The organism is Actinokineospora fastidiosa, assembly GCF_014648415.1.
In the GTDB taxonomy this organism is placed as follows: domain Bacteria; phylum Actinomycetota; class Actinomycetes; order Mycobacteriales; family Pseudonocardiaceae; genus Actinokineospora; species Actinokineospora fastidiosa.
In genome coordinates this window covers 45,780-70,254 of sequence record NZ_BMRB01000005.1, presented here as the reverse complement: position 1 = coordinate 70,254, position 24,475 = coordinate 45,780, and the positions used below count along the sequence as shown (strand labels likewise).

17 protein-coding genes and 4 tRNA genes are annotated in these 24,475 nt (G+C 72.1%); 10 read left to right on the top strand and 11 right to left on the bottom strand.

Annotation, left to right across the window (positions count from 1 at the left end; translation table 11 throughout):
* Positions 1-22 precede the first annotated feature (22 nt).
* The 3 genes from IEY98_RS24785 (at position 23) to IEY98_RS24775 (ending at position 3,576) form a co-directional block, all read left to right on the top strand.
* Positions 23-2,488 carry a sensor histidine kinase gene (locus IEY98_RS24785; RefSeq protein ID WP_229787388.1) on the top strand — a complete coding sequence of 822 codons (2,466 nt, stop codon included), beginning with the start codon at positions 23-25 and terminating at the stop codon, positions 2,486-2,488.
* Positions 2,489-2,560: 72 nt separating this feature from the next.
* A complete protein-coding gene (locus IEY98_RS24780; protein WP_189213036.1) occupies positions 2,561-2,851 on the top strand; it encodes a putative quinol monooxygenase in 291 nt (96 codons plus the stop codon).
* 56 nt (positions 2,852-2,907) lie between these two features.
* Positions 2,908-3,576: a hypothetical protein gene (locus tag IEY98_RS24775; RefSeq protein WP_189213035.1), complete on the top strand. Its 669-nt coding sequence runs from the start codon at positions 2,908-2,910 to the stop codon at positions 3,574-3,576.
* 18 nt (positions 3,577-3,594) lie between these two features.
* On the opposite strand, the gene IEY98_RS24770 is transcribed toward IEY98_RS24775, so the two are convergent.
* The 3 genes from IEY98_RS24770 to IEY98_RS32850 are packed head-to-tail and all read right to left on the bottom strand — an operon-like array spanning position 3,595 to position 5,391.
* Positions 3,595-3,774 carry a hypothetical protein gene (locus IEY98_RS24770; protein WP_189213034.1) on the bottom strand — a complete coding sequence of 60 codons (180 nt, stop codon included), beginning with the start codon at positions 3,772-3,774 and terminating at the stop codon, positions 3,595-3,597.
* A gap of 34 nt (positions 3,775-3,808) precedes the next feature.
* A complete protein-coding gene (locus IEY98_RS24765; protein ID WP_229787386.1) occupies positions 3,809-4,816 on the bottom strand; it encodes a hypothetical protein in 1,008 nt (335 codons plus the stop codon).
* Positions 4,702-5,391 (bottom strand): hypothetical protein, encoded by a 690-nt coding sequence (locus IEY98_RS32850; protein WP_229787384.1) that lies wholly within the window; start codon positions 5,389-5,391, stop codon positions 4,702-4,704. Before IEY98_RS32850 ends, IEY98_RS24765 begins: the two co-directional genes overlap by 115 nt.
* Positions 5,392-5,514: 123 nt before the next feature.
* Here IEY98_RS32850 and sph point away from each other — a divergent pair, with 123 nt between their 5' ends.
* The 4 genes from sph (at position 5,515) to IEY98_RS24745 (ending at position 17,545) form a co-directional block, all read left to right on the top strand.
* Complete coding sequence (gene sph / locus IEY98_RS24760; protein WP_189213033.1) at positions 5,515-6,441, top strand: sphingomyelin phosphodiesterase; 927 nt, start codon at positions 5,515-5,517, stop codon at positions 6,439-6,441.
* A gap of 224 nt (positions 6,442-6,665) precedes the next feature.
* Positions 6,666-15,566: a SpvB/TcaC N-terminal domain-containing protein gene (locus tag IEY98_RS24755; RefSeq protein WP_189213032.1), complete on the top strand. Its 8,901-nt coding sequence runs from the start codon at positions 6,666-6,668 to the stop codon at positions 15,564-15,566.
* A gap of 11 nt (positions 15,567-15,577) precedes the next feature.
* Positions 15,578-16,045 (top strand): DUF4265 domain-containing protein, encoded by a 468-nt coding sequence (locus IEY98_RS24750; RefSeq protein ID WP_189213031.1) that lies wholly within the window; start codon positions 15,578-15,580, stop codon positions 16,043-16,045.
* Positions 16,046-16,279: 234 nt separating this feature from the next.
* A complete protein-coding gene (locus tag IEY98_RS24745; protein WP_189213030.1) occupies positions 16,280-17,545 on the top strand; it encodes an NAD(P)/FAD-dependent oxidoreductase in 1,266 nt (421 codons plus the stop codon).
* A 152-nt stretch (positions 17,546-17,697) separates the two neighbouring features.
* On the opposite strand, the gene IEY98_RS24740 is transcribed toward IEY98_RS24745, so the two are convergent.
* The 3 genes from IEY98_RS24740 to IEY98_RS24730 all read right to left on the bottom strand — a co-directional run bounded on the left by IEY98_RS24740 (position 17,698) and on the right by IEY98_RS24730 (position 21,476).
* Entirely contained in the window at positions 17,698-18,303 is a 606-nt protein-coding gene (locus tag IEY98_RS24740) for a hypothetical protein (RefSeq protein WP_229787383.1), read from the bottom strand.
* 57 nt (positions 18,304-18,360) lie between these two features.
* Entirely contained in the window at positions 18,361-19,662 is a 1,302-nt protein-coding gene (locus tag IEY98_RS24735) for a glycosyl hydrolase family 18 protein (protein ID WP_229787481.1), read from the bottom strand.
* 251 nt (positions 19,663-19,913) lie between these two features.
* Complete coding sequence (locus IEY98_RS24730) at positions 19,914-21,476, bottom strand: MFS transporter (protein WP_189213028.1); 1,563 nt, start codon at positions 21,474-21,476, stop codon at positions 19,914-19,916.
* Positions 21,477-21,582: 106 nt separating this feature from the next.
* Between IEY98_RS24730 and IEY98_RS24725 the strand changes: the two genes are divergently transcribed.
* A complete protein-coding gene (locus tag IEY98_RS24725; RefSeq protein WP_229787381.1) occupies positions 21,583-22,080 on the top strand; it encodes a GNAT family N-acetyltransferase in 498 nt (165 codons plus the stop codon).
* A 285-nt stretch (positions 22,081-22,365) separates the two neighbouring features.
* Here the strand turns inward: IEY98_RS24725 and IEY98_RS33535 are convergent, their stop codons facing one another.
* From IEY98_RS33535 to IEY98_RS24705, 5 genes are all read right to left on the bottom strand, one after another.
* A complete protein-coding gene (locus IEY98_RS33535; RefSeq protein WP_505606721.1) occupies positions 22,366-22,452 on the bottom strand; it encodes an RNA polymerDNA-directed RNA polymerase subunit B in 87 nt (28 codons plus the stop codon).
* A 125-nt stretch (positions 22,453-22,577) separates the two neighbouring features.
* Positions 22,578-22,652: transfer RNA gene (locus IEY98_RS24720), tRNA-Val, on the bottom strand.
* Position 22,653: 1 nt separating this feature from the next.
* Positions 22,654-22,725 (bottom strand) — tRNA-Cys (locus IEY98_RS24715).
* Positions 22,726-22,778: 53 nt separating this feature from the next.
* A tRNA-Gly gene (locus IEY98_RS24710) sits at positions 22,779-22,851 on the bottom strand.
* A gap of 104 nt (positions 22,852-22,955) precedes the next feature.
* Complete coding sequence (locus IEY98_RS24705) at positions 22,956-23,381, bottom strand: SsgA family sporulation/cell division regulator (protein ID WP_189213027.1); 426 nt, start codon at positions 23,379-23,381, stop codon at positions 22,956-22,958.
* Between the two features lie 389 nt (positions 23,382-23,770).
* Between IEY98_RS24705 and IEY98_RS24700 the strand changes: the two genes are divergently transcribed.
* Positions 23,771-24,181 (top strand): TIGR02611 family protein, encoded by a 411-nt coding sequence (locus tag IEY98_RS24700; protein WP_229787379.1) that lies wholly within the window; start codon positions 23,771-23,773, stop codon positions 24,179-24,181.
* Positions 24,182-24,232: 51 nt separating this feature from the next.
* Positions 24,233-24,304 (top strand) — tRNA-Val (locus tag IEY98_RS24695).
* Positions 24,305-24,475 lie beyond the last annotated feature (171 nt).

Below are 24,475 nucleotides of genomic sequence, written 5' to 3'. Positions count from 1 at the left end.
CGCCGCGGAGCAGACTGGGGGCGTGGAGAGCACACGCAGGCGCGGTGAGCTGCGCATCTACCTCGGGGCCGCGCCCGGCGTCGGCAAGACGTTCGCCATGGTGGGGGAGGCGCGCAGGCGGGCGGAGCGGGGCACCGACATCGTGGTCGGCCTCGTCGAGACGCACGGGCGCGCCAGGACCGCCGAACTGCTCGACGGCCTGGAGACGGTTCCGCGTCGCGGCGCCGAGATGGACATCGACGCCGTGCTGGCCCGCAGGCCCGAGGTGGCCGTCGTCGACGAGCTCGCCCACACCAACGCGCCCGGCTCGCGCAACGCCAAGCGCTGGCAGGACGTCGACGAACTGCTCGACGCGGGCATCGACGTGCTGTCCACGGTCAACATCGAGCACCTGGAGTCGCTCACCGACGTCGTCGAGCGGATCACGGGCATCCGCCAGCGCGAGACCGTGCCCGACGCGGTCGTGCGCCGCGCCGAGCAGGTCGAACTGGTCGACATCACCCCGCAGGCCCTGCGGCGGCGGCTCGCCCACGGCAACGTCTACGCCGCCGACCGGATCGATGCCGCGCTGGGCAACTACTTCCGCGTCGCCAACCTCACCGCGCTGCGCGAGCTGGCCCTGCTGTGGGTGGCGGACCAGGTGGACGTCGCCCTGCAGCGCTACCGCGCAGAACAGGACATCACCGACACCTGGGAGGCCCGCGAGCGCGTGGTCGCGGCGATCACCGGCGGGCCGGAGAGCGAGACGCTGATCCGCCGCGCGCGCCGGATCGCCCTGCGCGCGGGCGCGGACCTGCTCGTCGTGCACGTCCTGCGCGGGGGCGGGCTCGAGGGCGCGTCGCCGGGGACCGTCGCCCGCTGCCGCGAGGTCACCGACGACCTCGGCGCGACCTTCCACACCGTGGTCGGCGACGACGTGCCCACCGCGCTGCTGGACTTCGCCCGCGGCGTCAACGCGACGCAGCTGGTGCTCGGCACCTCCCGCAGGCCGCGGCTGGCCCGGGTGTTCGACGAGGGCATCGGCGCGGCCGTCATCCAGGCGTCCGGGCCGATCGACGTGCACATGGTCACCCACGACGAGGCCCGCCGCGGCCTGCGCTGGCGCGTGCTCCGCAGCTCGTTCCAGCGCTCGCGGCTGCTCGTCGGATGGCTGATGGCCCTGCTGCTGCCCGCCGCGTCCGCGGCGCTGTGCCTGCTGCTGCGCGACCGGATCGAGCTGTCGACGGTGCTGCTCGGCTTCGTGCTGGCCACCGTCGTCGTCGCCCTGGTCGGCGGGCTCGGACCCGGGCTGGTGGCGGCGTTCCTGGGGGCGGGCCTGCTCAACTTCTTCTTCACCGAGCCGTACCACAGCCTCACCGTGGCCGCGCCGCGCAACATCATCTCGCTGGCCGCCATGGTGATCGTCGCCGTGCTCGTGGCGCTGGTGGTCGACCGGGCGGCGCGGCTGGCCCAGCAGGGCGCCCGCGCCCGCACCGAGGCGGCGCTGCTGGCGTCGTACTCGCGGGCCGTGCTCAGCCCGCACCCGCTGGCGCGGCTGCTCACCCAGGTCCGCGAGCACTTCGGCCTCGACTCGGTCGCCCTGCTCGAACGCCGCGACGGCCGGTGGGAGCGGGTCGCCTGCGTGGGCGCGCGGCCGTGCGCCGAACCCGACGACGCCGACGTCGACGTCCCGGTGACCGCCGACGTCCACCTGGCGCTGCGCGGGCGTTCCCTGTCGGCGAGCGACCAGCGGGTGCTGGAGGCCGCCGCTGGCCAGGCCCTCCTGGCGCTGCGCCAGCAGCGGATGGCCGCCGAGACCGCCGATGCCCAGCGGCGCGCGGCCACCACCGAACTGCGCACCGCCCTGCTCTCGGCCGTCGGCCACGACCTGCGCACCCCGCTGACCTCGATCAAGGCCGCCATCGGCAGCCTGCGCGCCCCGGACATCGAGCTCTCCGCGGCCGACACCGCCGAGCTGATGGCCGCCGTCGAGGAGTCCGCCGACCGGCTGGCCGGTCTGGTCGACAACCTCCTGGACTCCTCCCGCCTGGCCACCGGCGCGGTCACCCCCCAACTCCGCCCGGTCGGCTACGACGAGGTCGTCGCCCAGGCCCTCGCAGGCATCGACGAACGCCGCACCGTCACCGTCGACGTGGACGAGGGCCTGCCCCCGGTCCTGGCCGACCCCGGCCTGCTGGAACGCGTCGTCGCCAACGTCATCGACAACGCCCTGCGCCACGGCGCGGGCGCCCCCGGCATCGCCGTCCGCGCCAGCACCCACGGCGACCAGGTCGAACTCCGCGTCGTCGACCACGGCCCCGGCCTGCCCAAACAGGCCGCCGACACGGTCTTCACCCCGTTCCACCGCTTCGGCGACCGCGCCACCCCCGGCATCGGCCTGGGCCTCAGCGTCGCCAAGGGCTTCATCGACGCCATGGGCGGGACCATCGCCGCCGAGGACACCCCCGGCGGCGGCCTCACCATGGTCATCTCCCTCCCCGCGGGCTGACGCCGCGCGCCGATGAGTTCGCCTGGGCCGGGACGTATCACCTGGGTGAGGCCATCGACGAGAGGGACGAGCATGGTGATCATCGCAGGGCACGTGGAGGTCGACCCGGGCGAGCGGGACGCGTTCGTGGAGGCCCACCGGGACCTGGTGCGGCGGGCGCGGCGGGCGCCGGGGTGTCTCGACCTGGTCATCGCCGCCGACCCGCTCGACCGGGGCCGGGTGAACAACTTCGAGCGCTGGGAGTCCCGCGCGGCCCTCGACGCGTGGCGGGCGGTCGCCTCGGCCCCGGACACCGGCATCGCGATCGTCGCCGACCGCGTCATGGAGTACACCGTCGCGGATGTGCGTCCGCCCTTCGGCTGACGTCGCGGAATTGTCGGTGGTCGAACGTATGGTCGATACCAACGGGAAGGAGGAGCATGCAGGACATCAGTTGGCGGCTCGTGCACGACGCGGTCATCCCGTACGGCAAGGCGGGATACGACACCGTGGTGCACGCGCGCGCGTTCGAGTCTGGATCCGACGACATCCCGGTGGTAGTGCTCGGTGAGTTCGGGGATCACCGCGGCAGACCCCTGACCCAGGCGTTCGCCGACGCCGCCGCGGCAGCGCAGGCCGCGCTGTACCGGCGCGGCGACCGGCTGCGGTTCGTCCACCACACCCCGCACGGGCAGCGGTTCCACGAGGTGCGGTTCCACGAGCGCCGCCGGACCACCGTCTTCTACCACCGCGGCGCGCCACCCGTGCGGCGCGGGCGCTCCGCGCACTGGTCGACCAGCGCCACCGCGGTCACCGTGCGCGGCGCCCGCAGGCACGTCTTCCAGCCGCCGCGCTGGCAGCAGGACACCCCGTGGACCTTCCACGGCCCCAACTGGACCGAGTTGCGCGTCGAGGGGACGCAGACCATCCCGCAGGCGCGGTCCGCGCAGCCCATGGCGCTGTTCCTGCCCGACCTGCTGGGCGACACCCCCATCCAGGTCTGGCCAGCGGACCGCTACCTGCCCTCGCTCATCGGCGGGGCCACGGCCCGCAAACTCGCCGACGCCCGCAACGACGCTCTCCTGCCGCACACCCCGGTTCTGTTCTAGAGAAGGGAGACAACGCGATCAGTGTCCGTGCAGGGGTGTGGCGTCCTCGGCCTCCGGCTCGACGATGACGAACTGGGCCATCAGCCGTGCCCTGGCCGAACCGACGCCCGGGACCGGGCTCACGTCGTCGCCAGCGGCAGCCGATCCGAGGGGCGGCAGCGGACGCAGCCAGCAGCGGGACCGTGCGGCGAGCGGCATGGCCCACGGCCTCGTCCATCCGGGCTGAGCCTCGTCAGCCGGTCAGCTCGTAGTACGCCGACCCGGCCACGGCGACGACGGTGATGTCCGAAATCCCGGGTCGGGCGACCGCGCGCCAGCCCGCGGGGCCGAGGTCGGGCGGGAGGCCGGGGTGGTGCAGCCCGGTGACGCCGCCGCCGACGATGCGGCCGAGCGGGTCGAGCACGAGGACGCAGTCGGCGGGGCGGCCGTCGATGGCGGTCCAGCCGGTGAGCACGGCGTCCGCGGTGGCCGGGCGGGTGTCGACCACGCCGTTCCCGGCGGGCAGGGGGCGGATGAGGGCGCGGTCGACGGTCCCGTCGAGTTCGTGGTCCCCGCAGCCGAGGGTGAAGTCGGTGAAGGGGTACATGCCCATGGCCTTCGCGGCCGGGATGACGCCGCTCTGGATGCGCAGCTCCGCGAGGGCGGCGGGCGCCTCGACGCGCAGGGCGGCAGCCGCGACCTCAAGGGGACCGTACGACCGGCGGACGTCGGCCGCCTTGGGCGCGCCCAGGCTGAACGTGACCGCGCCGACGACCAGCACGCCGACGACGAGGTGCCTGCGCGGCAGGCGCTCGCTGAGCGCGAGCAGCCCGATCACCGCGCACAGGGCGAGCGCGGCGACGATGGCGTACCGGCTGACCAGGCCGACGTTCCCGCCCCCGGTGGTCCGCCCCGCCCCGATCAGCGCAGCCAGGGCGACGGCGTAGCAGGCCAGGCCCACCCAGCCCGCGTCGGCGGCGCGCCGCCGTCCCAGCGCGGAGTAGGCAAGGAGGACGAGCACCCCGGCGGTCACGCCCCCGGCGAGGACGGCCAGGTCCGGGCTCTGCGCGGTCCACACCCCGCCCAGCGCCGCCATGGCGACGGACAGCCGGTCCGCGGGCTGGAACCCCGCGACCGCGCCGGAGTTCATCCCGTCCGGCTTGGTGAGGACCCACAGCAGCGCCACGGCGACGCCGACGGCGGCGGGGACCCACGCGCGGCCGCGGCGGACCCACACGACGAGCGCGAGCGCGAACCACACCGGCAGCCCGACCCCGAACGACAGCGTCGCCAGTCCCGCGCACGCGTAACCCCAGGCCGTTCGCCCGTGGTGGGCGAGCGAAAGCGCGGCCACGCTGAGGAAGACGGCGGGCGCCCAGCTGATCCCGTTGTCGCCTGCGCCCACAGTTCGAGCGCGTGCGGGCTGAACACGAGGAACGAGAACCCGGCCGTGAGCGCCGCCCGCAGCGTCGGGTCCAGCGCGCGGGGAAGCATGGTGGCCAGCAGGACCACCACGCCCGCCAGCAGCGCCACGGTCACCACGGTCAGGGCGCGGTTGCTGCCGCCGAGCACCTGCGCGTCCAGCCAGAAGATCAACGACGGCACCAGGAACGGCTGCTCGAGGTGGTAGCTCGCGACCTGGCCGGGCACCAGCCCGCCCTGGTCGTCGGTGATCTTCGCGAGGACGTGCCAGTAGTCGAGCAGCACGTGCGTGCGCGATCCGCGCGCCGCCTGCCACAGCGCGAGCGCCGCGGGCGCGGCGGCCATGACCAGGAGCGCGACGCGCCACAGCCTGCCCTGCTTCCGCGTGCGTCTGTCCTCGTCCACCGCCGTCATAGCTACCCCCTCGTCCGCTGTGGCGGCGGAAGGTTACCCGTCGGCAGGTGGCCGTCGAGCGCGCGGTGAACACTCGCCCGCCGTGCTTGTGCCCGGCGAGCGCGGGCCAGCATGATCGCCGCCATGAAGATGCGAACCCTGCTCACGTTTGGCCTGGCCGCCGTCCTGGCGGTCCCGCCCGTGCCCGCCGCGGCCGCCGTGGCGCCGAAGATCGCCACCTACAACGTGTTCATGCTGTCCCGCGCCCTCTACCCGAACTGGGGCCAGAGCACCCGCGCCGACCTGATCGACCGGGAGGGCGTCCTCGCCGGGCAGGACGTCGTCGTGCTGCAGGAGCTGTTCGACAACGCCGCGGGCGACCGCCTGCTGGCCAACCTCGCCGACACCTATCCGCACCGCACGCCGACCGTCGGCCGCTCGCGCGCAGGCTGGGACGCCACCACCGGCGCCTACGGCGACACCACCCCCGAGGACGGCGGCGTCGCGATCCTCAGCCGGTGGCCGATCGCCGAGCGCGCCCAGCACGTCTACACCACCGGCTGCGGCGCGGACCGCCTCGCCAACAAGGGGTTCGCCTACGTCCGACTGGCCTCGCCCGCCGGTCCCGTGCACGTGATCGGCACGCACATGCAGGCCGAGGACCCCGCCTGCGCTGACGCGGCGGCCGTACGCGCCGCCCAGCGCGCCGAGATCGCCGCCTTCCTGGCCGCCGAGGGCATCCCCGCCGACGAGCCGCTGTACGTGGCAGGCGACCTGAACGTGATCAAGGACGGCCCCGAGTACCCGGCGATGCTGGCCGACCTGGACGCGCCCGCGCCCCCGTACACCGGGCACCCGCACTCGTGGGACTGCGCCGACAACTCCGTCTGCCGCGGCCAGTACGGCCCTGAGTACGCGTCCGAGCACCTGGACTACGTGCTCACCCTCCAAGGCCCGCTGCTGACCAACGAGACCCGCCGGGTGAAAAGTCCGGTATGGACGGTGACGTCCTGGTTCCGCACGTACTCCTACACCGACTTCTCCGACCACTACCCGGTGTTCGGCCACTGATCGCCCGATCGGCGGCCGGACGCGCCCGACTGGTCCGTCCGGCCGCCGGACGTTCGGGTGACGGCCGCGCCCCGCAGACCCGCTCCCGGTAGCAGTGGTGCGGGCGAACGTGGGATCTCCCGCCGGTCAACCGCGTCCGATCCGGTGACGGCCGCAACGCCGGGAACCGGTCGCGCGAACTACCTGCCGGTGATGAGCGCCTTCCGCGTTGGGGAGTGGTTCACGTGGCCGGATTCCTAGTCGATCGCCCTCGGACGGTCCGGGTGCTGGGCGCGTTCAGCGCGCTCGCGCTGGTCTTCTCCGGGTCGTCCGTTCCCCCGCAGGAGGCTGCCGGTCCGACGGTGGCGCTGGTCGCCGACCAGTGCGCCGACAGCGGCGCCGCTGCCGTGCGGACGGGCGACCGGGCCGCGCGCGCCGAGGTGGGGCTGCCCGCCCACCAGGTGGTGGTGCGGCCCGGCGAGCCGGGCACGCGCACCATCGCCCACGAGGGCGCGAAGCTGCAGATCGGCCCGGACGCGGTGCGGCTGCCCGTCGGCGTCGGCATCACGCCGCTGGGCCAGGGCCAGCTGCCCGCGCTCGACTCCGGCATGACGAACGTGACCGGACCGCACAAGGGCTACCGATTCACGCCGACGCCGCACACGTTCTCCGCCGAGATCACGGTGACCATGCCGTACGACCCGGCGCTGCTGACCCCGGACTTCACCGCCAACGACATCTTCACCTTCTTCTACGACGAGCTGGGCGCCTGCTGGAAGCCGCTGCGCCGCGTCGCCGTCGACGAGGCCAACCACCAGATCGTCTCGGCGACCGACCACTTCACCAACATGATCAACGCGACGGTGACGGTCCCCGAGCACGCCGAGGGCGCGTCGTTCGACCCCAACCAGCTCAAGGACATCCAGGCCGCCGACCCCGCCCAGGGCGTCGCGCTGATCGCCCCGCCCGGCCCGAACAGCCAGGGCGACAACCGGCTGAGCCATCCCATCGAGGTGCCGCCGGGCCGCGAAGGCCTGCAGCCCAAGCTGGACGTGCGCTACAACTCCTCCGGCGGCAACGGCTGGATGGGCACCGGCTGGGACCTGGCCACGCCCGCCATCGTGACCGAGACCCGCTGGGGCGTCCCGCGCTACGACGACGGCCTGGAGACCGAGACCTACCTGCTCAACGGCGAGCAGCTGACCCCGGTCGCGCACCGCGGGCAGCTGCAGGCGCGCACGGCCGACAAGGTCTTCCACGCCCGCGTCGAGGGCGGGTTCGACCGGATCGTCCGGCGCGGCGACCACCCGTCGAACTACCGCTGGGAGGTCACCGACAAGACCGGCACGACCTACTTCTACGGCTCGGCCAAGGGCGCGCCCGCGCCGGAGCCGGAGGCCAGCCTGGCCGACGCCGAGGGCAACGTGCACCTCTGGGCGCTGCGCGAGGTCCGCGACGCCAACGGCAACCTGCTGCGCTACCACCACGCCAAGGTCGAGGACCCGGGCGTGGACGGCGGAGCCGAGCCCGGCCGCAACCTCTACCCGAAGCGGATCACCTACACCGGGCACGGCGACACCGAGGGCCGCTACTCCGTCACCTTCGTCCGCGACCGCGAGCTGGGCGAGCCGCTGCGCGCGGACAAGACCATCGACGCCCGCGGCGGCTTCAAACGGGTGACCGGCGACCTGCTGCGCCGCGTCGAGATCCGCATCGACGACCAGCCCGTCCGCGACTACTCCTTCGAGTACACCACCGGCGCGTTCGCCAAGACGCTGCTGAAGAAGATCACCCAGCACGACGCGACCGGCGCGCTGTTCACCGCGCACGAGTTCGACTACTTCGACGACATCCGCGACGCCGAGGGCCAGTACCAGGCGTTCGACCAGCTCGCGTGGACCAGCCCCGGCGACGACCTCGGCAGCGACGCGCTCAACCTGACCCCCGACGAGGCGGGCGAGGCGAGCGCGCTCAACGCGAACACCAGCGTCGGCGGCGGCGGGCACCTCTACGTCGGCGTGGGCAGCTCGCCGACCAAGTCCGGGTCGGTCGGCGTCAAGGTCGGCTTCAACCACGCCGAGGACAGCGGCCTGCTCGCGCTCATCGACGTCGACGGCGACTCCCTGCCGGACAAGGTGTTCCGCGACGGCGGCCAGGTGAAGTACCGGCGCAACCTCGCAGGCCCCGGCGGCACGCCCCGGTTCGCCGACGACGCGCGCGCCCTGGCCCTCCCGGGCATCCAGAGCGAGAGCAGCAACAGCGTCACCCTCGGCGTCGAGGGCTACGCGGGCGCGGTCGCCGCTCAGCTGGACTACGTCAACACCTTCTCCCGCACCACGCAGTACTTCGCCGACGTCAACGGCGACGGCATCACCGACCTGGTGAACGGCACGACCGTCCTGTTCGGACGGCTCGGCGACGGCGGCGTCCCGGTGTACGGCGTCAGCGGCGACACGCCGGTGCCGATCGGCGCGGGGCAGGTCGACACCGACGGGCTGCTCGGCGACTACGCCGCCGACCAGGAACGGCTGATCGACTCCTTCCCGCTGCTGGACAGCGTCCGGCGCTGGGTCGCCCCCTACGACGGCCAGGTCCGCGTCACCGGCGGCGTCCGGCTGGCCCCGGAGACCGCGGCCGAGCGCGACGCCTCCACCACCGCCGACGGCGTCCGCGTCGCGATCCAGCACGAGGGCGCTGAGCTGTGGGCGCAGCGCATCGAGGCCGAGGACGACGCCGAGTACGCCCCCACCGGGGTCGACGCGATCACCGTCAGCCGAGGCCAGCGGCTGTACTTCCGCGTCCAGTCGGCCTTCGACGGCGGCCTGGACGAGGTCGTCTGGAACCCGGTCGTCAGCTATGTCGGCGCCCCAGCGGGCGCCGACGTCAACGGGCTGGCGCACCACACCTTCGACGCCGCGCGCGACTTCACCCTCGCGGGCCGCTCCGCCGAGGTCACCGTCCCGCTGACCGGCGCCATGCGGCTGTCCGGCGATTTGGTGAAGAAGGCTGCCACGACCGACGACGTCACCGTGGTCATCACCCGCGACGGCGCGCCGGTGTTCGAGCAGACCCTCGCCGCGAACGCCACGGGCGCCATCCCCGTCACCGGCGACATCGCCGTGCAGAAGGGCCAGAAGCTCAAGTGGCGGGTGCGGGTCGACTCGCCGATCGACGTCGACCAGGTGGAGTGGACCCCGAGGGCGCACTACACCGAGGCCGAGGGCGTCGACCGGCTCACCGCGCCCGACGGCAGCCCGCTCGTCGTCGTGCACCCGCCGTACGACCTGGACATCTACCCGGTCAACGGGCTCACCGCGCCGCAGGCGGCCTACGTCGTCCCGGCCGACGGCCAACTCGACGTGACGCCAGCGCTGACGTTCGACTTCGGCGGCGAGACCCCGACCACCCGGGTGGCGTTCACCGTCAAGCGGCGCGGCGCGCTGGCGGGCAAGGGCTTCTTCGACATCGTCGCGGGCCAGGTCACCGCGCCCGCCCCGCTCGCGGTCGACGCCCAGGAGGGCGAGGAGCTGTTCTTCGACTTCAGCACCACCAGCCCCACCCTGCGCGACGCGCTCACCGGCAGCTCGGTGACCGTCGACGGCTCTGCGGCCCCGCACGCCTTCCACAGCGCGGCCGTGGAGGGCGCGTTCCCGCAGCCGTACCGCGGGTGGGCCACGATCGGCTACAACGGCAACCGCGACCGCGCGGGCCAGCCGATCGTCCAGGACGACCTGGTCATCGACGAGAGCTTCGCCGACCAGCTGCCGGACTCGGTCGATCCGCAGGCGCAGAAGGACGAGTTCGCGGCCGACCCGCGCATCACGCCGCCGAAGGTGGCCCCGTTCTCCCCGTCACCGCAGGCCAAGCGGTGGAGCGCGGGCGAGCACAACTGGGTCGCCCGGGACCGGTCGAGCAGCTCGCGGCTGGGCGTGGAGTCGATCAGCCTGCCCAAGCCGGAGGACTTCGCCGGGGCCACGGCCGTGCCCCGGCTGTCGCGCTCGGAGCAGATCTCGCTGACCGGCAGCGTCGGCGGCGGGGTCGGCTCCCTCGGCGGCAGCATCGCCACCGGCGACAGCACCGGCGAGGTGGACTTCGTCGACCTCAACGGCGACCAGTTCCCGGACGTCGTGGGCGCGGGCGGCGTGCAGTACACCGACATGGTCGGCGGCCTCGGCGCCACCCGGGGCGCGACGCCGGACGGCGCGGTGCGCCGCTCCGAGACCGTTTCAGGCAACGCCAGCGCGGGCAGCGCGGCGCGCACCATCGGCACCGGGCGCGGCCACGCGTCCCCGCCCGGCCACGCCGCGGCCAACAGCGCGCAGTCCGGCAACGACATGCCGCCGCTGGGCGTGGGCGGCACCATCGGCGGCAGCGACGCGGACACCGCGTTCGACCTGATCGACATCAACGGCGACGACCTGCCCGACCGCGTCTACGAGGACGGCAGGGTCGCGCTCAACCTCGGCTACCGCTTCGGCGCGCCGGAGACCTGGCGCAACCCGGCCGCGGTCAACGACGGGGGCGGCTCGCACTTCGGCCTCAACATCGGGTTCAACACCGACTTCTACGGCTTCGCGGGCGGCGCGTCCTACTCCGAGGGCAGCAGCTCGGCGTCGGCGACGATGATGGACCTCAACGGCGACGGCCTGATGGACCGCGTGTTCGCAGGCACCCCGATCACGGTCGCGCTCAACACCGGCAACGGCTTCGAGCCCGCCGTGCCGTTCCACGGCAGCCTCACCGGCCTCAACGGCGACCAGAACGCCAAGCTCGGCGGCGGCGTGTACTTCACCTTCGGCATCTGCTTCACCGCCGTCTGCGTGGTGATCAACCCCGGCGCGGACATCTCGACCGGGGCCGCCCGCACCGAGCAGTCGATCCGCGACATCGACGGCGACGGCTTCGCCGACCACCTCGCGTCCACCCAGGACGACGAGCTGACCGTGGCGCGCAACAAGACCGGCCGCACGAACCTGCTGCGCTCGGTCAAGCGCCCGCTCGGCGGCTCGATGGAGTTCGACTACACCCGCGACGGCAACACCTACGACCTGCCGCAGTCGCGCTGGGTGCTGAGCCGGGTCGCCGTCGACGACGGGCACCCCGGCGACGGGCCGGACGTCCAGCTCGTCACCTACGAGTACGCTGGCGGCCACTTCGACCGGCTGGAGCGGGAGTTCCTCGGCTACGCGACGCTGACCGAGCGCCACCGCGACCCCGCCGACGGCGACGCCGTGCTCCGCAGCGTGGAACGCGCCTTCCACAACGACAGCCACTACACCCGGGGGCTGGTGCGCTCCGAGCGCACGCTCGACGCGGCGGGCAGGCCGTTCGTCGAGACCGAGCACACCTACCAGCTGCGCGATCTCTCCGGCGCGCCCGCGGACGCGGCCAGCACCACGGCGACGATCTTCCCGGCGCTGGTGCGCACCGACCGCCGCTACTTCGAGGGCGCGCCCAACCCCGGCCTGACCACGTTCGTCACCATGGACTACGACGCCGCGGGCAACATGACCCGCAGGCTGGACACCGCCGACGCGGGCCCGGCCGACGACGTCGAGACCCGGGTCGGCTTCACCGCGGAGGACGCCGCCTGCCAGGCGAGCCACATCATCGGCACGCCCAAGCGCATCGAGGTCATCGGCGGCGGCCAGCTCATGCGCCACCGCGAGTCCACCGTGGACTGCGCGTCCGGCGACGTCACCCAGGTGCGCGCCCGGCTGGCGGACGGGTCCGAGGCCGTCACCGACATGACCTACCGCGACGACGGCAACCTCACGTCGGTCACCCGCCCGGTGAACAAGCACGGCCAGCGGTACCGGCTCGACTACACCTACGACCAGGTCGTGGGCGTGCACGTGGAGTCGGTGACCGACAGCTTCGGCTACCGCTCCCTGGCCACCTACGACCTGCGGTTCGGGCTGGTGGAGACGACCACCGACTTCAACGGCCACCAGGTGCGCAACACCTACGACGCCGCAGGCCGGGTGGACACCGTCACCGGGCCGTACGAGGCCGCCGAGAACCGGGTGACCATCGACTTCGAGTACCACCCCGAGGCGCCCGTCCCGTACGCGATCACCCGCCACGTCGACCGGCAGGCCGACGGCACGGTCCGCCCGGACACCATCGACACCATCACCTTCGTCGACGGCCTGCGCAGGCAGGTCCAGACGAAGAAGGACGCGACGGTCCACACCGGACCCGACACGCCGCCCGCCGACGTCATGACGGTGTCCGGCCGCACGGTCTACGACACCCTCGGCAGGCCGGTGGCCCTGTCGTACCCGGTGACCGAGCCGAAGGGACCGGCGAACGCCGAGTTCTCCCCGGCCGTCGACCCGGTGCCGCCGACGCGGGTGGCCTACGACGTGCTCGACCGCAAGACGTCCACCACCCACCCGGACGGCACGGTCGACACCACCGAGTACGGCTTCGGCGCGGACCGGTCGGGGACGCAGCGCTTCCAGATGGTCACCACCGACGCCAACGGCAAGTCCAAGCGCACCTACGACAACGTGCGCGAGCTGACCACCTCGGTGCAGGAGTTCAACCCGGCGGGCGGCCAGCCGGTCATCTGGACCAGCTACGACCACGACCCGCTCGGCCAGCTCACCGCGGTCACCGACGACCAGGGCAACGCCACCACCGCCGAGTACGACCTCTTCGGGCGGCGCACGGTCGTCGACAGCCCGGACTCCGGCCGCACGGTCACCGAGTTCGACCTGACGGACAACCCGATCCGCAAGGTCACCGCGAAGCTGGCCCAGTCCGGCCACGCCATCGAGTACGACTACGAGTTCAACCGGCTCAGCAAGATCCGCTACCCGCTGTTCACCGCCAACGACGTCACCTACACCTACGGCGCGCCCGGCGCCCCGAACAACGGCGCCAGCCGGGTCGTGGCGATGACCGACGGCGCGGGCTCCCTCACCCGCGAGTACGGCCCGCTCGGCGAGGTGACCCGGGAGAGCCGCACGGTCACCGTCCAGGGCGGACAGGTGCGCGAGTACGCCACGCAGTACCGCTACGACACGTGGAACCGCGTGCTCGGCATCACCTACCCCGACGGGGAGGTCCTGTCCTACCGGTACAACAGCGGCGGTCTCGTCGACGGCGCCACCGGGACCAAGGGCGGCATCGATTACACCTACCTGAGCAGACTCGACTACGACAAGTTCGAGCAGCGCACCCTGCTGGAGACCGGCAACGGCACCCGCACCGTCTACCGCTACGACGACACCACGCGGCGGCTGGACGGCCTGCACGCCCGCCTCGACGCCGAGCACGGCGACCACGTGTTCCAGGACGTGGCCTACGACTACGACGCCGTGGGCAACGTGACCTCGATCAGGGACACCGCGCCGGTGCCCGGCGGGCCCGAGGTCGGCAGGCAGGTCGGCGGGCCGAGCACGCAGACCTTCGTCTACGACGACCTGTACCGGCTCACCCGGGCCGAGGGCACGTACCAGTCCCGCAACCCGAGGACCGACCGCTACACCGTGGACCTGGTCTACGACTCGATCCACAACATCACGAGCAAGAACCAGGTCCACCAGCTGGTCAGCGGTGGCAACACCATCACCCAGCACAAGACCACCTACAACCACGCCTACGGCTACGGCGGCGCCAAGCCGCACGCGCCGGACCGGCTCGGCCCGTTCACCATCGCCTACGACGCCAACGGCAACCAGATCAGCCGCTCGCAGCAGCCCAAGCCCACGCGGCAGCTGATCTGGGACGAGGAGAACCGGCTCGCCTGCACCCACGAGAACGTGCAGTCGCAGGTCCTGCCGCAGGTCCCGACGTCCTGCGACAACGCGGGCGGCACCGCCAACCGCGCCCGGCACCGCTACGACGACCAGGGAAACCGGGTCATCAAGGACGGCGCCCAGTTCCACGTCTACCCGAACCAGAACTACTCCACCCGCGGCAACCACGAGTTCAAGCACGTCTACGTCGGCCCGACGAAGCTGGTGACGAAGGCCGTCGAGCCCGACCACCGGCCGGAGGACCGGCAGTACTTCTCGCACGGCGACCACCTGGGCTCCACGTCGTTCGTCACCGACGACCAGGGCGGCCTCGCCGAGCACGCCAAGTACTTCGCGGCGGGGGAGACGTGGGTCAGCGAGCACCCGTCGCAGCCCGTCCCGCACCAGTACACGGGCAAGGAGATCGATCCCGAGACCGGGCTGTACTACTTCGGCGCGCGCTACTACGACCCGCGCACGCAGCTGTGGCAGAGCCCGGACCCGGCGATGGAGTCCTATCTGGACGGCGCGCCCGCAGGCGGGGTCTACAGCCCGGTCAACCTGGCCTCCTACACCTACGCGGGCCACAACCCGATCCGCGTCAGCGACCCCGACGGGCGCTGGCTGAACGTGGTGGTCGGCGCGGGCATCGGCCTGGTGGTCGGCGTCGGCATCGAGGGCGTCCGGCAGGCGGTGACCGGCGAGTTCAACGCGGGCAGGCTGGCGGGCGCGGCGGGCGCTGGCGTCATCTCCGGCGCGGTCGCCGGGGCGACCATGGGCGCGTCCCTGGTCGTGCAGGGCACGGCCGCGGTCGGCGCGGGCGTCACCGGCGGCGTCGTCTCCCGGGCCATCTCCGGCGAGGAGCAGACCGCGGGCGCGATCGCCACCGACGCGGTGATCTCCGGCGTCACGTTCGGCGTGGTCAAGGGCGGCGGCGCGGTCGTGCGGTCGCTGCGCGGCAGCCCGCCGCCCGCGGCGGCCCCGCCCACCACGCCCACGATCCGCCCGGCCACCCAGCAGCCGATGGGCGGGGCTGGCCAGGTCCTGCGGGACGGGCAGGGCGCGACGGCGGCCGAGATCGCGGCCAGCACCGGCGGTCCGACCGGCGGCTCCCGCGCGGGCCAGCAGGCGGTCCGCAACGCCCTGATCGATGAGGCGGACCAGGCTGGCGGCCCCTACGTCTGCTGGCGCTGCGGCCAGACGTCGACCAACCCGTCGAACATGCACCTGGGCCACCGCAACGTGCCCACCTCGCGGGGCGGCAACCTGTCGCGGCCCAACGTGTGCCTGGAGGGCGCGGCCTGCAACCTCAGCGCGGGCAACCGCGGCGGGCCGAGACCCGGGATGTCCTGCGCCGAACGCGGAAGCTGCGGCGCTCCCTACGGCAGAACGGATTAGGATCGAGACCCGTGAGCACAGTGCGACTCCTGGTCCAGACGGGGCCCTCCGGGCGGCCGGTGCACGAGGACGTGCCCGCCGTCGCGGAGGGCAGCGGCTGGCGCCTCACCGCGTCTCCCGGCCTCGCGATGGGCGCCGCCGCGGGCGACCTGCTCACCGTCGCCCCCGACCACTCCTTCACGGTCGTCGAGCGCGGCGGCAACATCGCCGTCCACGTCAGCGCCCCCGCCGAGGCAGCCGCCGACCTGTCGTCCCTGCGCGCGGCGGTGGAGCGCATGGGCGGCCGCTGCGACGGCGTCGGCTGGACCCGCGACCGCACGGCCTCGCTGACCGTCTTCACCATCCCGCTGAGCGCGGGCTGGTCGGCCATCGAGTCGGCGATGAACGCCTACCAGGCCAGGGTGCCGACGGGGGAGTGGTACTACGTCAACGTCTACGACCCCGCGGACGACACGACACCCCTAAACTGGTGGCTGTAGGCACATCCCGGTGTCCCTCACTCGTCCTAACGCGCCTCTGTCGCAGCGGCCATTCCCGGGGCGAACGAGTGAATCCGCGCGGCAGTGGGATCGTCCGCCTATTCCGGTGCCATGCTGACTAGCTGTCATATCCGCCGCGCCAGGTCGACGATGGAAAGGGTGAATCGCCTGCCTTGAGGTAACTCCTCGTGTTGCGCCTGCCGCGGTGACCGTCGGCGGTGAGGAGTGGGAGCGATGTCCAGACCCGGTGGTGTGGCAGTGGTGGCGGGCGCGTCGATGGCGGGCCTGATGACGGCGGCGGCGCTGCAGCCCTGGTATCGACGGGTGGTGGTGTTCGACCGCGACGCCCTGCCGGGGACCCCGCGGGCGCGCCGCTGCGTCGGGCAGGGCCGTCACGCCCACGGGCTGCTGACCACCTCGGTCGACGTCCTTGAGGAGCTGCTGCCCGGCATCACCGAAGAGTTTGTGGCCAAGGGAGCCCGTCGCGACGACCTCGCCGCCGACGTGGCGTGGGTGAGCAACGGGCACCACCTCGCCACCGCGCCCAGCGACCTGCGCGGCCTGGCCGTGAGCCGGGTCCTGCTCGAACACCACGTCCGGGCCAGGGTCGCGGCCCTGCCCGGCGTCGAGATCCACCCCGAGCACATCGTCACCGGCATCGACGTCACCGACGGCGCGGTGCGCCGCGTCCGGGTCGCCTCGTCGGGTCCGGACCAGTGGGTGGACGCGGACCTGGTGGTCGACGCCACCGGCCGCGCCTCCCGGCTCCCCGACTGGCTGGCGCAGGCCGGATACCCCCGGCCACGGGAGGAACAGCTGCGCGTGGACCTCTACTACGTCAGCCGCGTCTACACCCGCGACCCGGCCCGGATCGACAGCATCCTCATCGGCCCCACCGCCGACGCGCCCCGCGCGGGCGCGCTGCTGTGGCTGGAGGGCGACCGCTGGATCGCCTCCCTGGCGGGCTACGGCGTGCGCCCGCCGTTCGGCGAGGCCGAGTACCTGGACTACGCCGCGAGCCTCCCGTCGCCCCTCATCGCCGAGACGGTCGCCGGGGCCGAGGTCCTCGACGGCCCGCATATCTTCCACATCCCGGCCAACCTCTGGCGCCGCTACGACGAGGCGACCGCATGGCCCGCGGGCCTGCTGCCGCTGGGCGACAGCATCAGCGTCCTCAACCCCCTCTACGGCCAGGGCATCACCCTGGCCGCCATCCAGGCCCGCCTCCTGCGCGACCTGCTCGCCGACCGCCGCGACGACCTCGCGTCCCGCTACCTGCCGCGCTGCGCCGAGCCCGTCGCCAACGCCTGGGCGATCGCCACCGCGGGCGACGCCGCATTGACGGACCCCTCCTTCCAGCCGGGCCCGGACGACGAGCGCGTCGCCCGCTTCTTCGAGGCCGCCGCCACCGACCCGGACCTCACCCAGCTCTTCCTGGAGGTCATCAACCTCAAACAGCCCTACAGCAGGCTCACCGACCCCCAGACCCTCCCGGTCTGACCCCGCCGTTCAGTCCGCGAACGCCAGCAGGAAGACCCTGGCGTAGGTGGATGACGTGGAAGCCGGCAAGGCCGTGCGAGGGCGGCCTGCAGGGGTCGCGGTCCATCGCCATCTCGTCCCCCCGGGGAACGTAGTGCCCTGCTCCGGCCACTTCAGCGGTTCGCGGGCGTGTACCGCAACCGCCCTTGCTCGGGCAGGAGATACCCGTTCCACCGTTCCTGGGGCACAGAGCCGCGGAGGCCGTCCGCGCTGATGTCTCCGTCGATCTCGAACCCGATCAGGCCGAGCCGGAAGTCGACCTCCTGGAAGACCTGCCCTGCCACCTCCGCCAGCCACGCGTCCAGCGCGGCCCGCCAGTCCAGCGACACCGCCCCGCCGTCCGGCCCGAAGGGGAAGCCCCCGACCCGGCGGTCGACCCGGGCCAACGCGCCTTGCGGTAGGTACAGCGTCAACCAGTCGGCGCCGTCGTCGAGACGAGTGACGACGCATCCGCAGACGACCGGGGTCCCCTCGTGCAGGCGGATGATCCCCCGCAGGTGCCCGAACTCCTCCAGGGACGCCACGGTGACGGGCACCGCCGTCTGCTCGGGCGGTTCCCGGTCGGCGCTGGGGTAGCAGCCGGAGATGGCGGCCGCGCGCCACAACGCGGTCAGCGCGCGCTGGAGACGGCCGTCGTCGCGGTCGCCCAACTCCAGGGACAGCTCGTAGAAGCCGCCGTGCCAGTTGCTCGGATCGGTGAACGCCGCCGGGTCAGCCACCCCCGCAGTATGGAGCCCGTCCGGCCGCGTCGAGCGACCGAACGGGCTCCCCGGTGGTCACCGGCCCTGCAACGCCTTGACGTTGTCGCCGAACGTCCACCCCTTCGAGCCGTCCCAGTTGAGCGACCACGTCATCAGCCCCTTGAGGCTGCCGCCGAAGCTGTTCCACGCCTGGGACACCAGCGCGGGGCCCATGTGGCCGCCGCCCGCGCCCGGCTGGGCGGGCAGGCCGGGGACCTGCTTGTCATACGGCACCCGGATCGTGGTGCCCTGGATGACCAGGCCCTGGTTCAGGCACTCCGTCTGCTTCACGAAGCCCTGGACCGTGCCCGCGGAGTAGGAGTCGCCGCTGCAGCCGTACATGCTTCCGTTGTAGTACTGCATGTTCAGCCACCAGAGCCTGCCGTTGTCCGCGTACTTCTTGATGATCGGCAGGTAGGCGCCCCAGATCGAGCCGTAGACGACGCTGCCGCCGGTGACGTAGGCGGTCTCGGGCGCCATCGTCAGGCCGAAGTTCGACGGCATCTGCGCCAGCACGCCGTCGATGATGTGGATGAGGTTGGCCTGCGAGGTGGACAGCTGGCTGATGTTCCCGCTGCCGGTGAGCCCGGTCTCGATGTCGATGTCGATGCCGTCGAAGTTGTACTTCTTCAGGATCGGCACGATCGTCTGGATGAACCGATCGGCCACCGCCCGCGAGCCCAGGTCGATGCCTGCGGTCGCGCCGCCGATCGACATGAGGATCGTCTGGCCCGCCGCCTTGGCCTGGCACATCTCGGCCGGGGTGGCGACCTTGACGGTGGCGTCCATCCCGTCCTCCCACAGCACGGTGCCGTCGGAGCGGATCACCGGGAAGGCGGCGTTGAGCACGTTGTACCCGTGCTGCCGGATCGCCGGGTTGGTCACCGGCGTCCACCCGAACGGCGGGTGCACACCGTTCGCGGCGCCGTCCCAGTTCTCCCAGTACCCGACCAGGACCTTCCCGGCGGGCTTCGACTTCACCGGGCAGGTGTCGCCGCCGGGCGGCTGGGTCGTCGTGGTCGTTGTCGGCGGCTCCGTTGTCGGATCCGTCGTCGGCGGCGTGGTCGTCGGATCGGTGGTGGTGGTCGGCGGATTGCCGTCGCACACGCCGGAATCCGTCCACAGCGTCGGCGTGGAAGCGGGATTCCACCCGGTCCCCGGCCACGCGGTGTGGGTCACCTTGGCGGCGTAGAGCCTGCCCTGGTAACTCACCTTGGTCCCCGCGGTGTAGGTGTTGCCCTCCGCCCAAGCAGGCGCATCACAGACGACAAGCGCCGCGGGCGAGCCCGCCGCCGCGGCCCCATTACCCGCCACCACCAGCGTCACCGCCGAGGTCATGACGACGCTGACCACCGCCGCGATCGCGAATCTCTGGGATTTCATAAATCTCGATGGCAAAGACATTTTCGACATTCTTTAATTGTCATGAAACCGGCGGGCCCCTGTCTACAGTTGCGCCGTCCAATGACGCGACGGTCGAGAGATTGGCAAGGCGCGCCATTCGCGGAATAGTGATCATTCTGGTCCGTTGCCTTCCCGCCGATCGCAATTCATTGGCAGCGGCGCCGCGGTCGGGCTATAGCCCGCGCTCACCGGGATGCGTCGGCGCTTTCCTGGCCTTGCTCGGGCGCGACCGGGAGTTTCCGCAAGCCGACCAGGGCGATGACCGCCATCGCGGCGACCAGGGCCGCTCCGGCGTACGCGGTCACCGCCGTGGCGTTGACGAACGCGAGCCGTGCCGCATCGACGACCTGGCCGCCGAGGTCGCCCGGGAGGTCGCGGGCGGTGGTGATGGCGCCGCCGATGGAGTCCCGGATCGCCGTGTCCGTGGGCTCGGGCAGGTCCGCCGGGGTCAGGCCGTCGACGGAAGCGCGGTACGCGGCCGCGCCGATGCTCCCGAGCACCGCGAGGCCGAGGGCGCCGCCCAGTTCGTTGCTGGTCTCGGAGATGGCCGAGGCCGCGCCCGCGCGCTCGGGCGGAGCCGCGGACAGGACGACGGTGGTCGCCAGCACCGCGGGTCCGGCGAGGCCGACGGCGGCGACGACGGTCCCGGCGATGAACCAGCCGAAGGACTCCCCGACGGTCAGGGCGATGAGGACGTAGCCAGCGGCCGCGGCGGCCAACCCGCCCGCGAGGACGACGACCGGGCGCACCCGGGCCGCGATCGCGGAGGTCACGCCGAGGCCGACCACCATGCCGCCGGTCTGCGGCAGCAGCCACAGGCCTGCGACCAGGGTGTCGTGGCCCTCGACCAGCTGCAGGTACTGCGCGGTGAACAGGTTGAACCCCAGCATCACCGCGCCGCCCACGGTCATCGCGGCGATGCCGATGCCGAACACAGGGCGGCGGAACAGGCTGACGTCGAGGAACGGGTCCGCCAACCGGGTCTGCCTGCGGACGAACGCCACCAGCAGCACCAGCCCGGCCAGGAAGGCCGCGGCCGGGCGCACACCGATGCCGTGCTGCACGATCTCCTTGAGCGCGTACACCAGGGCCAGGATCCCGCCGGTCGACACGACGGCGCTGACGAGGTCGATCCGCGCAGGCGCCGGATCGCTGGATTCCGGCAGCAGCACCGGGCCGACCACCAGCAGCAGTCCCATCACCGGTATCGCGAGCAGGAAGACCGCGCCCCACCAGGCGACCGACAGGATCGCGCCGCCGACCAGCGGGCCGAGCACCCCGCCGACCATGAACCCGCCCATCCACACGCTGATGGCCGTCGTCCGCTGGCGCTCGTCGCGGAACATCGTGCGCAGCAGCGCCATCGTCGAGGGCATCAGCGTCGCACCCGCCACGCCGAGCACGGCCCGCGCGGCGATCAGCATCTCCGCGCTCGTGGAGTACGCCGCCAGCGCCGAGGCGGCCGCGAAGGCCGCCGCCCCGAGCAGCAGCAGCCTGCGACGGCCGATCCGGTCGCCGAGGTTGCCCATGACCAAGAGGAATCCCGCCACCAGGAAGCCGTACACGTCGGTGATCCACAGCACCTGGGTGGACGACGGCGCGAGCTCGGCGCTGATGTCGGGGATCGCGAGGTGCAGGACGGTCAGGTCCATGGTCAGCACCATCGTGGGCAACAGGAGGACCGCGAGCCCCAACCACTCCTTGAGCGTGGCGCGGGATGACGGAGGAGCGCTGGCCGTGATTCGCATACCCGTGACCCTAAAAGCTGCAGTTAACTGGAGATCAAGCGGGCGGATACGCTCATCGCGCACCTCTCCTGGCCGCCCACGCGACTTCCGACCGATGAGGACCGTCATGACCAACCCAGGGATGCGGATCAGGCCCTACACCCCCGAGCACCGGGCGGCGGTGCTCGACCTGTCGATACGGGCGTGGGCGTCGGTCTTCCCGCTCACCAGGTCGGCAGTGCCCGCGTTCGTCTACGACTCGTTCTATCCCCACGGCTGGGAAGCCCGCCAACTCGCCGACCTCTCCGCCGTCCTGGACGGAGAACCGGACAACGTAGACCTCGCCTTCCACGGCAACGACCTGGTCGGCTGGGCGTGCACCCGCCTGCACCCCGAGGACCACATGGGCGAGCTGTACGTCCTCGCCGTCCACCCCGCCCACCAACGCCGAGGCGTGGGCACCGCACTCATGGCACGGGCAGCCGAACGCGCCCGAACAGCCGGAATGCGCATGCTCATGGCAGAAACCGGTGACGACCCGGGACACGCCCCCGCCAGGGCGGCCTACGAGCGGGCAGGCTTCCAACGCTGGCCCGTCGCCCGCTACTTCAAAGAACTCCCCTGACACCCGCCGCTGACCACCACCGGCGCCGGTGATTTGCCTGCCCCCGCACCCTGCGCACCCTGAGGACTAATCCAGGCCGGGGCGACAAGCCGCCAACCCGACGGCCGCCCGCGCGGGAGGCGCCTGGAGCCCGCCCGGGCACCGCCTCCTGCGCCACCCTGCCCCACTGCTCCTGCTGCCGAGTACGTCGCCGGAAATCTCGACTTCGGACGGCAAGCCGTGCAGACCTCACCGCCCCACAACCATCCGGTCCGTGGCGGCGGTCCACTTTCCGACCGCCGAGGATCACGAGCCCGCGTCTTGCCCTGGTTCACCTTCGACGGGGCAGGCACGCCCCCACGCCTGCGGGAGGAGGTGGCGGCCGTCACTCACGGCCCTCGCCGCTCCGGAGCGGCGAGAACTCGGGAATTGGTCGAAGACCGTCAAATCGCCCCCATTCACGACTGAGGCCCTGCCCCTCGCAAAGAGGGACAGGGCCTATGACCAGCCACTATCACTGGTGGGCGATACTGGGATTGAACCAGTGACCCCTACCGTGTCAAGGTAGTGCTCTCCCACTGAGCTAATCGCCCGAGGCGGAGGCGGGAATCGAACCCGCGTACAGGGCTTTGCAGGCCCTTGCCTAAGCCACTCGGCCACTCCGCCGTATCCCGAAGGGGGACCTTCGGGGGGCCGGCGCACAGGCCGAACCGCTTCCGAGCGGACGACGGGATTCGAACCCGCGACCCTCACCTTGGCAAGGTGATGCGCTACCAGCTGCGCTACGTCCGCACGCCTTCCGGGTGGTCCGTGGTGGTCCCTCCGGCGTGGTGCGAGTGAACTCTATCGGAGGCCCCCCAAGGGATCCAAATCGGGGGTCCCCTTCACCGGTTTCCTCAGGTCAGGTCGGTGGAGATCAGCTGGGTGAGCGCTTCGTCGACGTCGACCCACAGGTGCTCGTTGCCGGGCACGACGACGTCGTAGGTGCGGTCGAGGAAGTCGGCGAGCTCCTGGGCGGCCGCCTCGAACACCGCGTGGCCCGACGGGCTGCTCAGCTCGATGACCACGACCTCGGGGTCGTCGCCTGCCGGGCGGATGCGCACATCGCCGTCGCCCGCCTCGGCGATGAGGCCGTCGGCCAGCAGGTCGCGGGCGAAGACCCATTCCACCCAGCCGGTGCGGCCGGTGCGGAAGGCTGCGACGACCGCGTACGGGTCGCGCGTGTCGTACCGCAGCTCCACCTTGACCGGCACCGCGGGGGTCCTCGGCGCCAGTAGGTCGAACACCGCGGTCGACCGCAGCGTGACGTGATCGTTTCGCATCGTCGCTACCCTTCTGCTCCCTCCCCAGTCAAAACGACTGAGCCCCTTCCATGTGACGCCTCTGCGCAACGAAAAGGTCGCGATTCCGGATGATGTCACCCGGACGGGCCACCGCTCGCCGCGCTGGGCGCTCGTCTCGCTGCGCAGTGTCACCTCGGCGACCCGGGCAGCCTCCCCATACTGGCCGGTTTTCGGGTCGGTTGGTAGCGCCTGAAGTGCGAATCTGGACAGCGGCGGCTGTTCCCGGATGGCAAAATCCGCGCTGACCTGGGAGGGTTCGGTTGATGTGGCAATGACCACGTTCCCGCAGGTCAAGAGCATTGCGGATGCCCCGATGCGCGGCTCCGGGCACAATGACCCACCGGCTCGCCCGGGACGGAGGTGCGCACGTGACGAGCGGGGCCAGTGAGGACAAGTCCATCCGCCCGGACTGGGCCGACCGCAGTAGAACCACCCGACTGGTGTGGCGCGTGGGCGTCGCGGTGATCGGCGGCGCGGTCCTCGCTGGCGGCATCCTGCTGATCCCGTACCCCGGTCCGGGTTGGCTGGTGGTGTTCGCGGGCCTGGCCATCCTCGCCGTCGAGTTCCCCTGGGCCCGCCGCGTCCTCGACTTCGCCCGCGCGAAGTACGACGCGTGGGTCGAGTGGCTCAAGCGCCAGCACATCGCCGTCCGCCTGCTCGTGCTCGCCCTCACCGGCGCCGTCGTGGCGGTCACCCTCTGGCTGTTCGGCGTCTTCTCCCTGGTAGGCGGCTGGGTGGGCATCGACTGGCCGTGGTTGAGGTCCCCGGTTTTCGACTAGTCCCGACCATGTTGTAAGGTTCACCCGTCGCTCCGAGCGGGCGGCAGACCCGGGCGATTAGCTCAGCGGGAGAGCACTTCGTTCACACCGAAGGGGTCACTGGTTCGATCCCAGTATCGCCCACGGGTTATTCGTGCTGGTCAATGCCCTGCCAACAAATCTTGTTGGCAGGGCATTGATCGTTTCGGGGAGCATCTGGCGCCGTCCTCGGTGAGCCAGGTCTGGTGGGTGTGGCTCAGGTCGTGGAGGTGCACGCCCTGGGGCCGGCCTTCGTTCGGGTCGGTCGGCGAAGGT

What these genes read in the sequence shown, in the direction of transcription:
- IEY98_RS24780 (WP_189213036.1), top strand. Translation starts at nt 2,561, where the DNA reads ATGGTGATCATCGCAGGGCACGTGGAGGTCGACCCGGGCGAGCGGGAC.
- IEY98_RS24705 (WP_189213027.1), bottom strand. Translation starts at nt 23,381, where the DNA reads ATGCGAAACGATCACGTCACGCTGCGGTCGACCGCGGTGTTCGACCTA.
- IEY98_RS24745 (WP_189213030.1), top strand. Translation starts at nt 16,280, where the DNA reads ATGTCCAGACCCGGTGGTGTGGCAGTGGTGGCGGGCGCGTCGATGGCG.
- sph (WP_189213033.1), top strand. Translation starts at nt 5,515, where the DNA reads ATGAAGATGCGAACCCTGCTCACGTTTGGCCTGGCCGCCGTCCTGGCG.
- IEY98_RS24775 (WP_189213035.1), top strand. Translation starts at nt 2,908, where the DNA reads ATGCAGGACATCAGTTGGCGGCTCGTGCACGACGCGGTCATCCCGTAC.
- IEY98_RS32850 (WP_229787384.1), bottom strand. Translation starts at nt 5,391, where the DNA reads ATGACGGCGGTGGACGAGGACAGACGCACGCGGAAGCAGGGCAGGCTG.
- IEY98_RS24735 (WP_229787481.1), bottom strand. Translation starts at nt 19,662, where the DNA reads ATGACCTCGGCGGTGACGCTGGTGGTGGCGGGTAATGGGGCCGCGGCG.
- IEY98_RS24730 (WP_189213028.1), bottom strand. Translation starts at nt 21,476, where the DNA reads ATGCGAATCACGGCCAGCGCTCCTCCGTCATCCCGCGCCACGCTCAAG.
- IEY98_RS24770 (WP_189213034.1), bottom strand. Translation starts at nt 3,774, where the DNA reads ATGCCGCTCGCCGCACGGTCCCGCTGCTGGCTGCGTCCGCTGCCGCCC.
- IEY98_RS24725 (WP_229787381.1), top strand. Translation starts at nt 21,583, where the DNA reads ATGACCAACCCAGGGATGCGGATCAGGCCCTACACCCCCGAGCACCGG.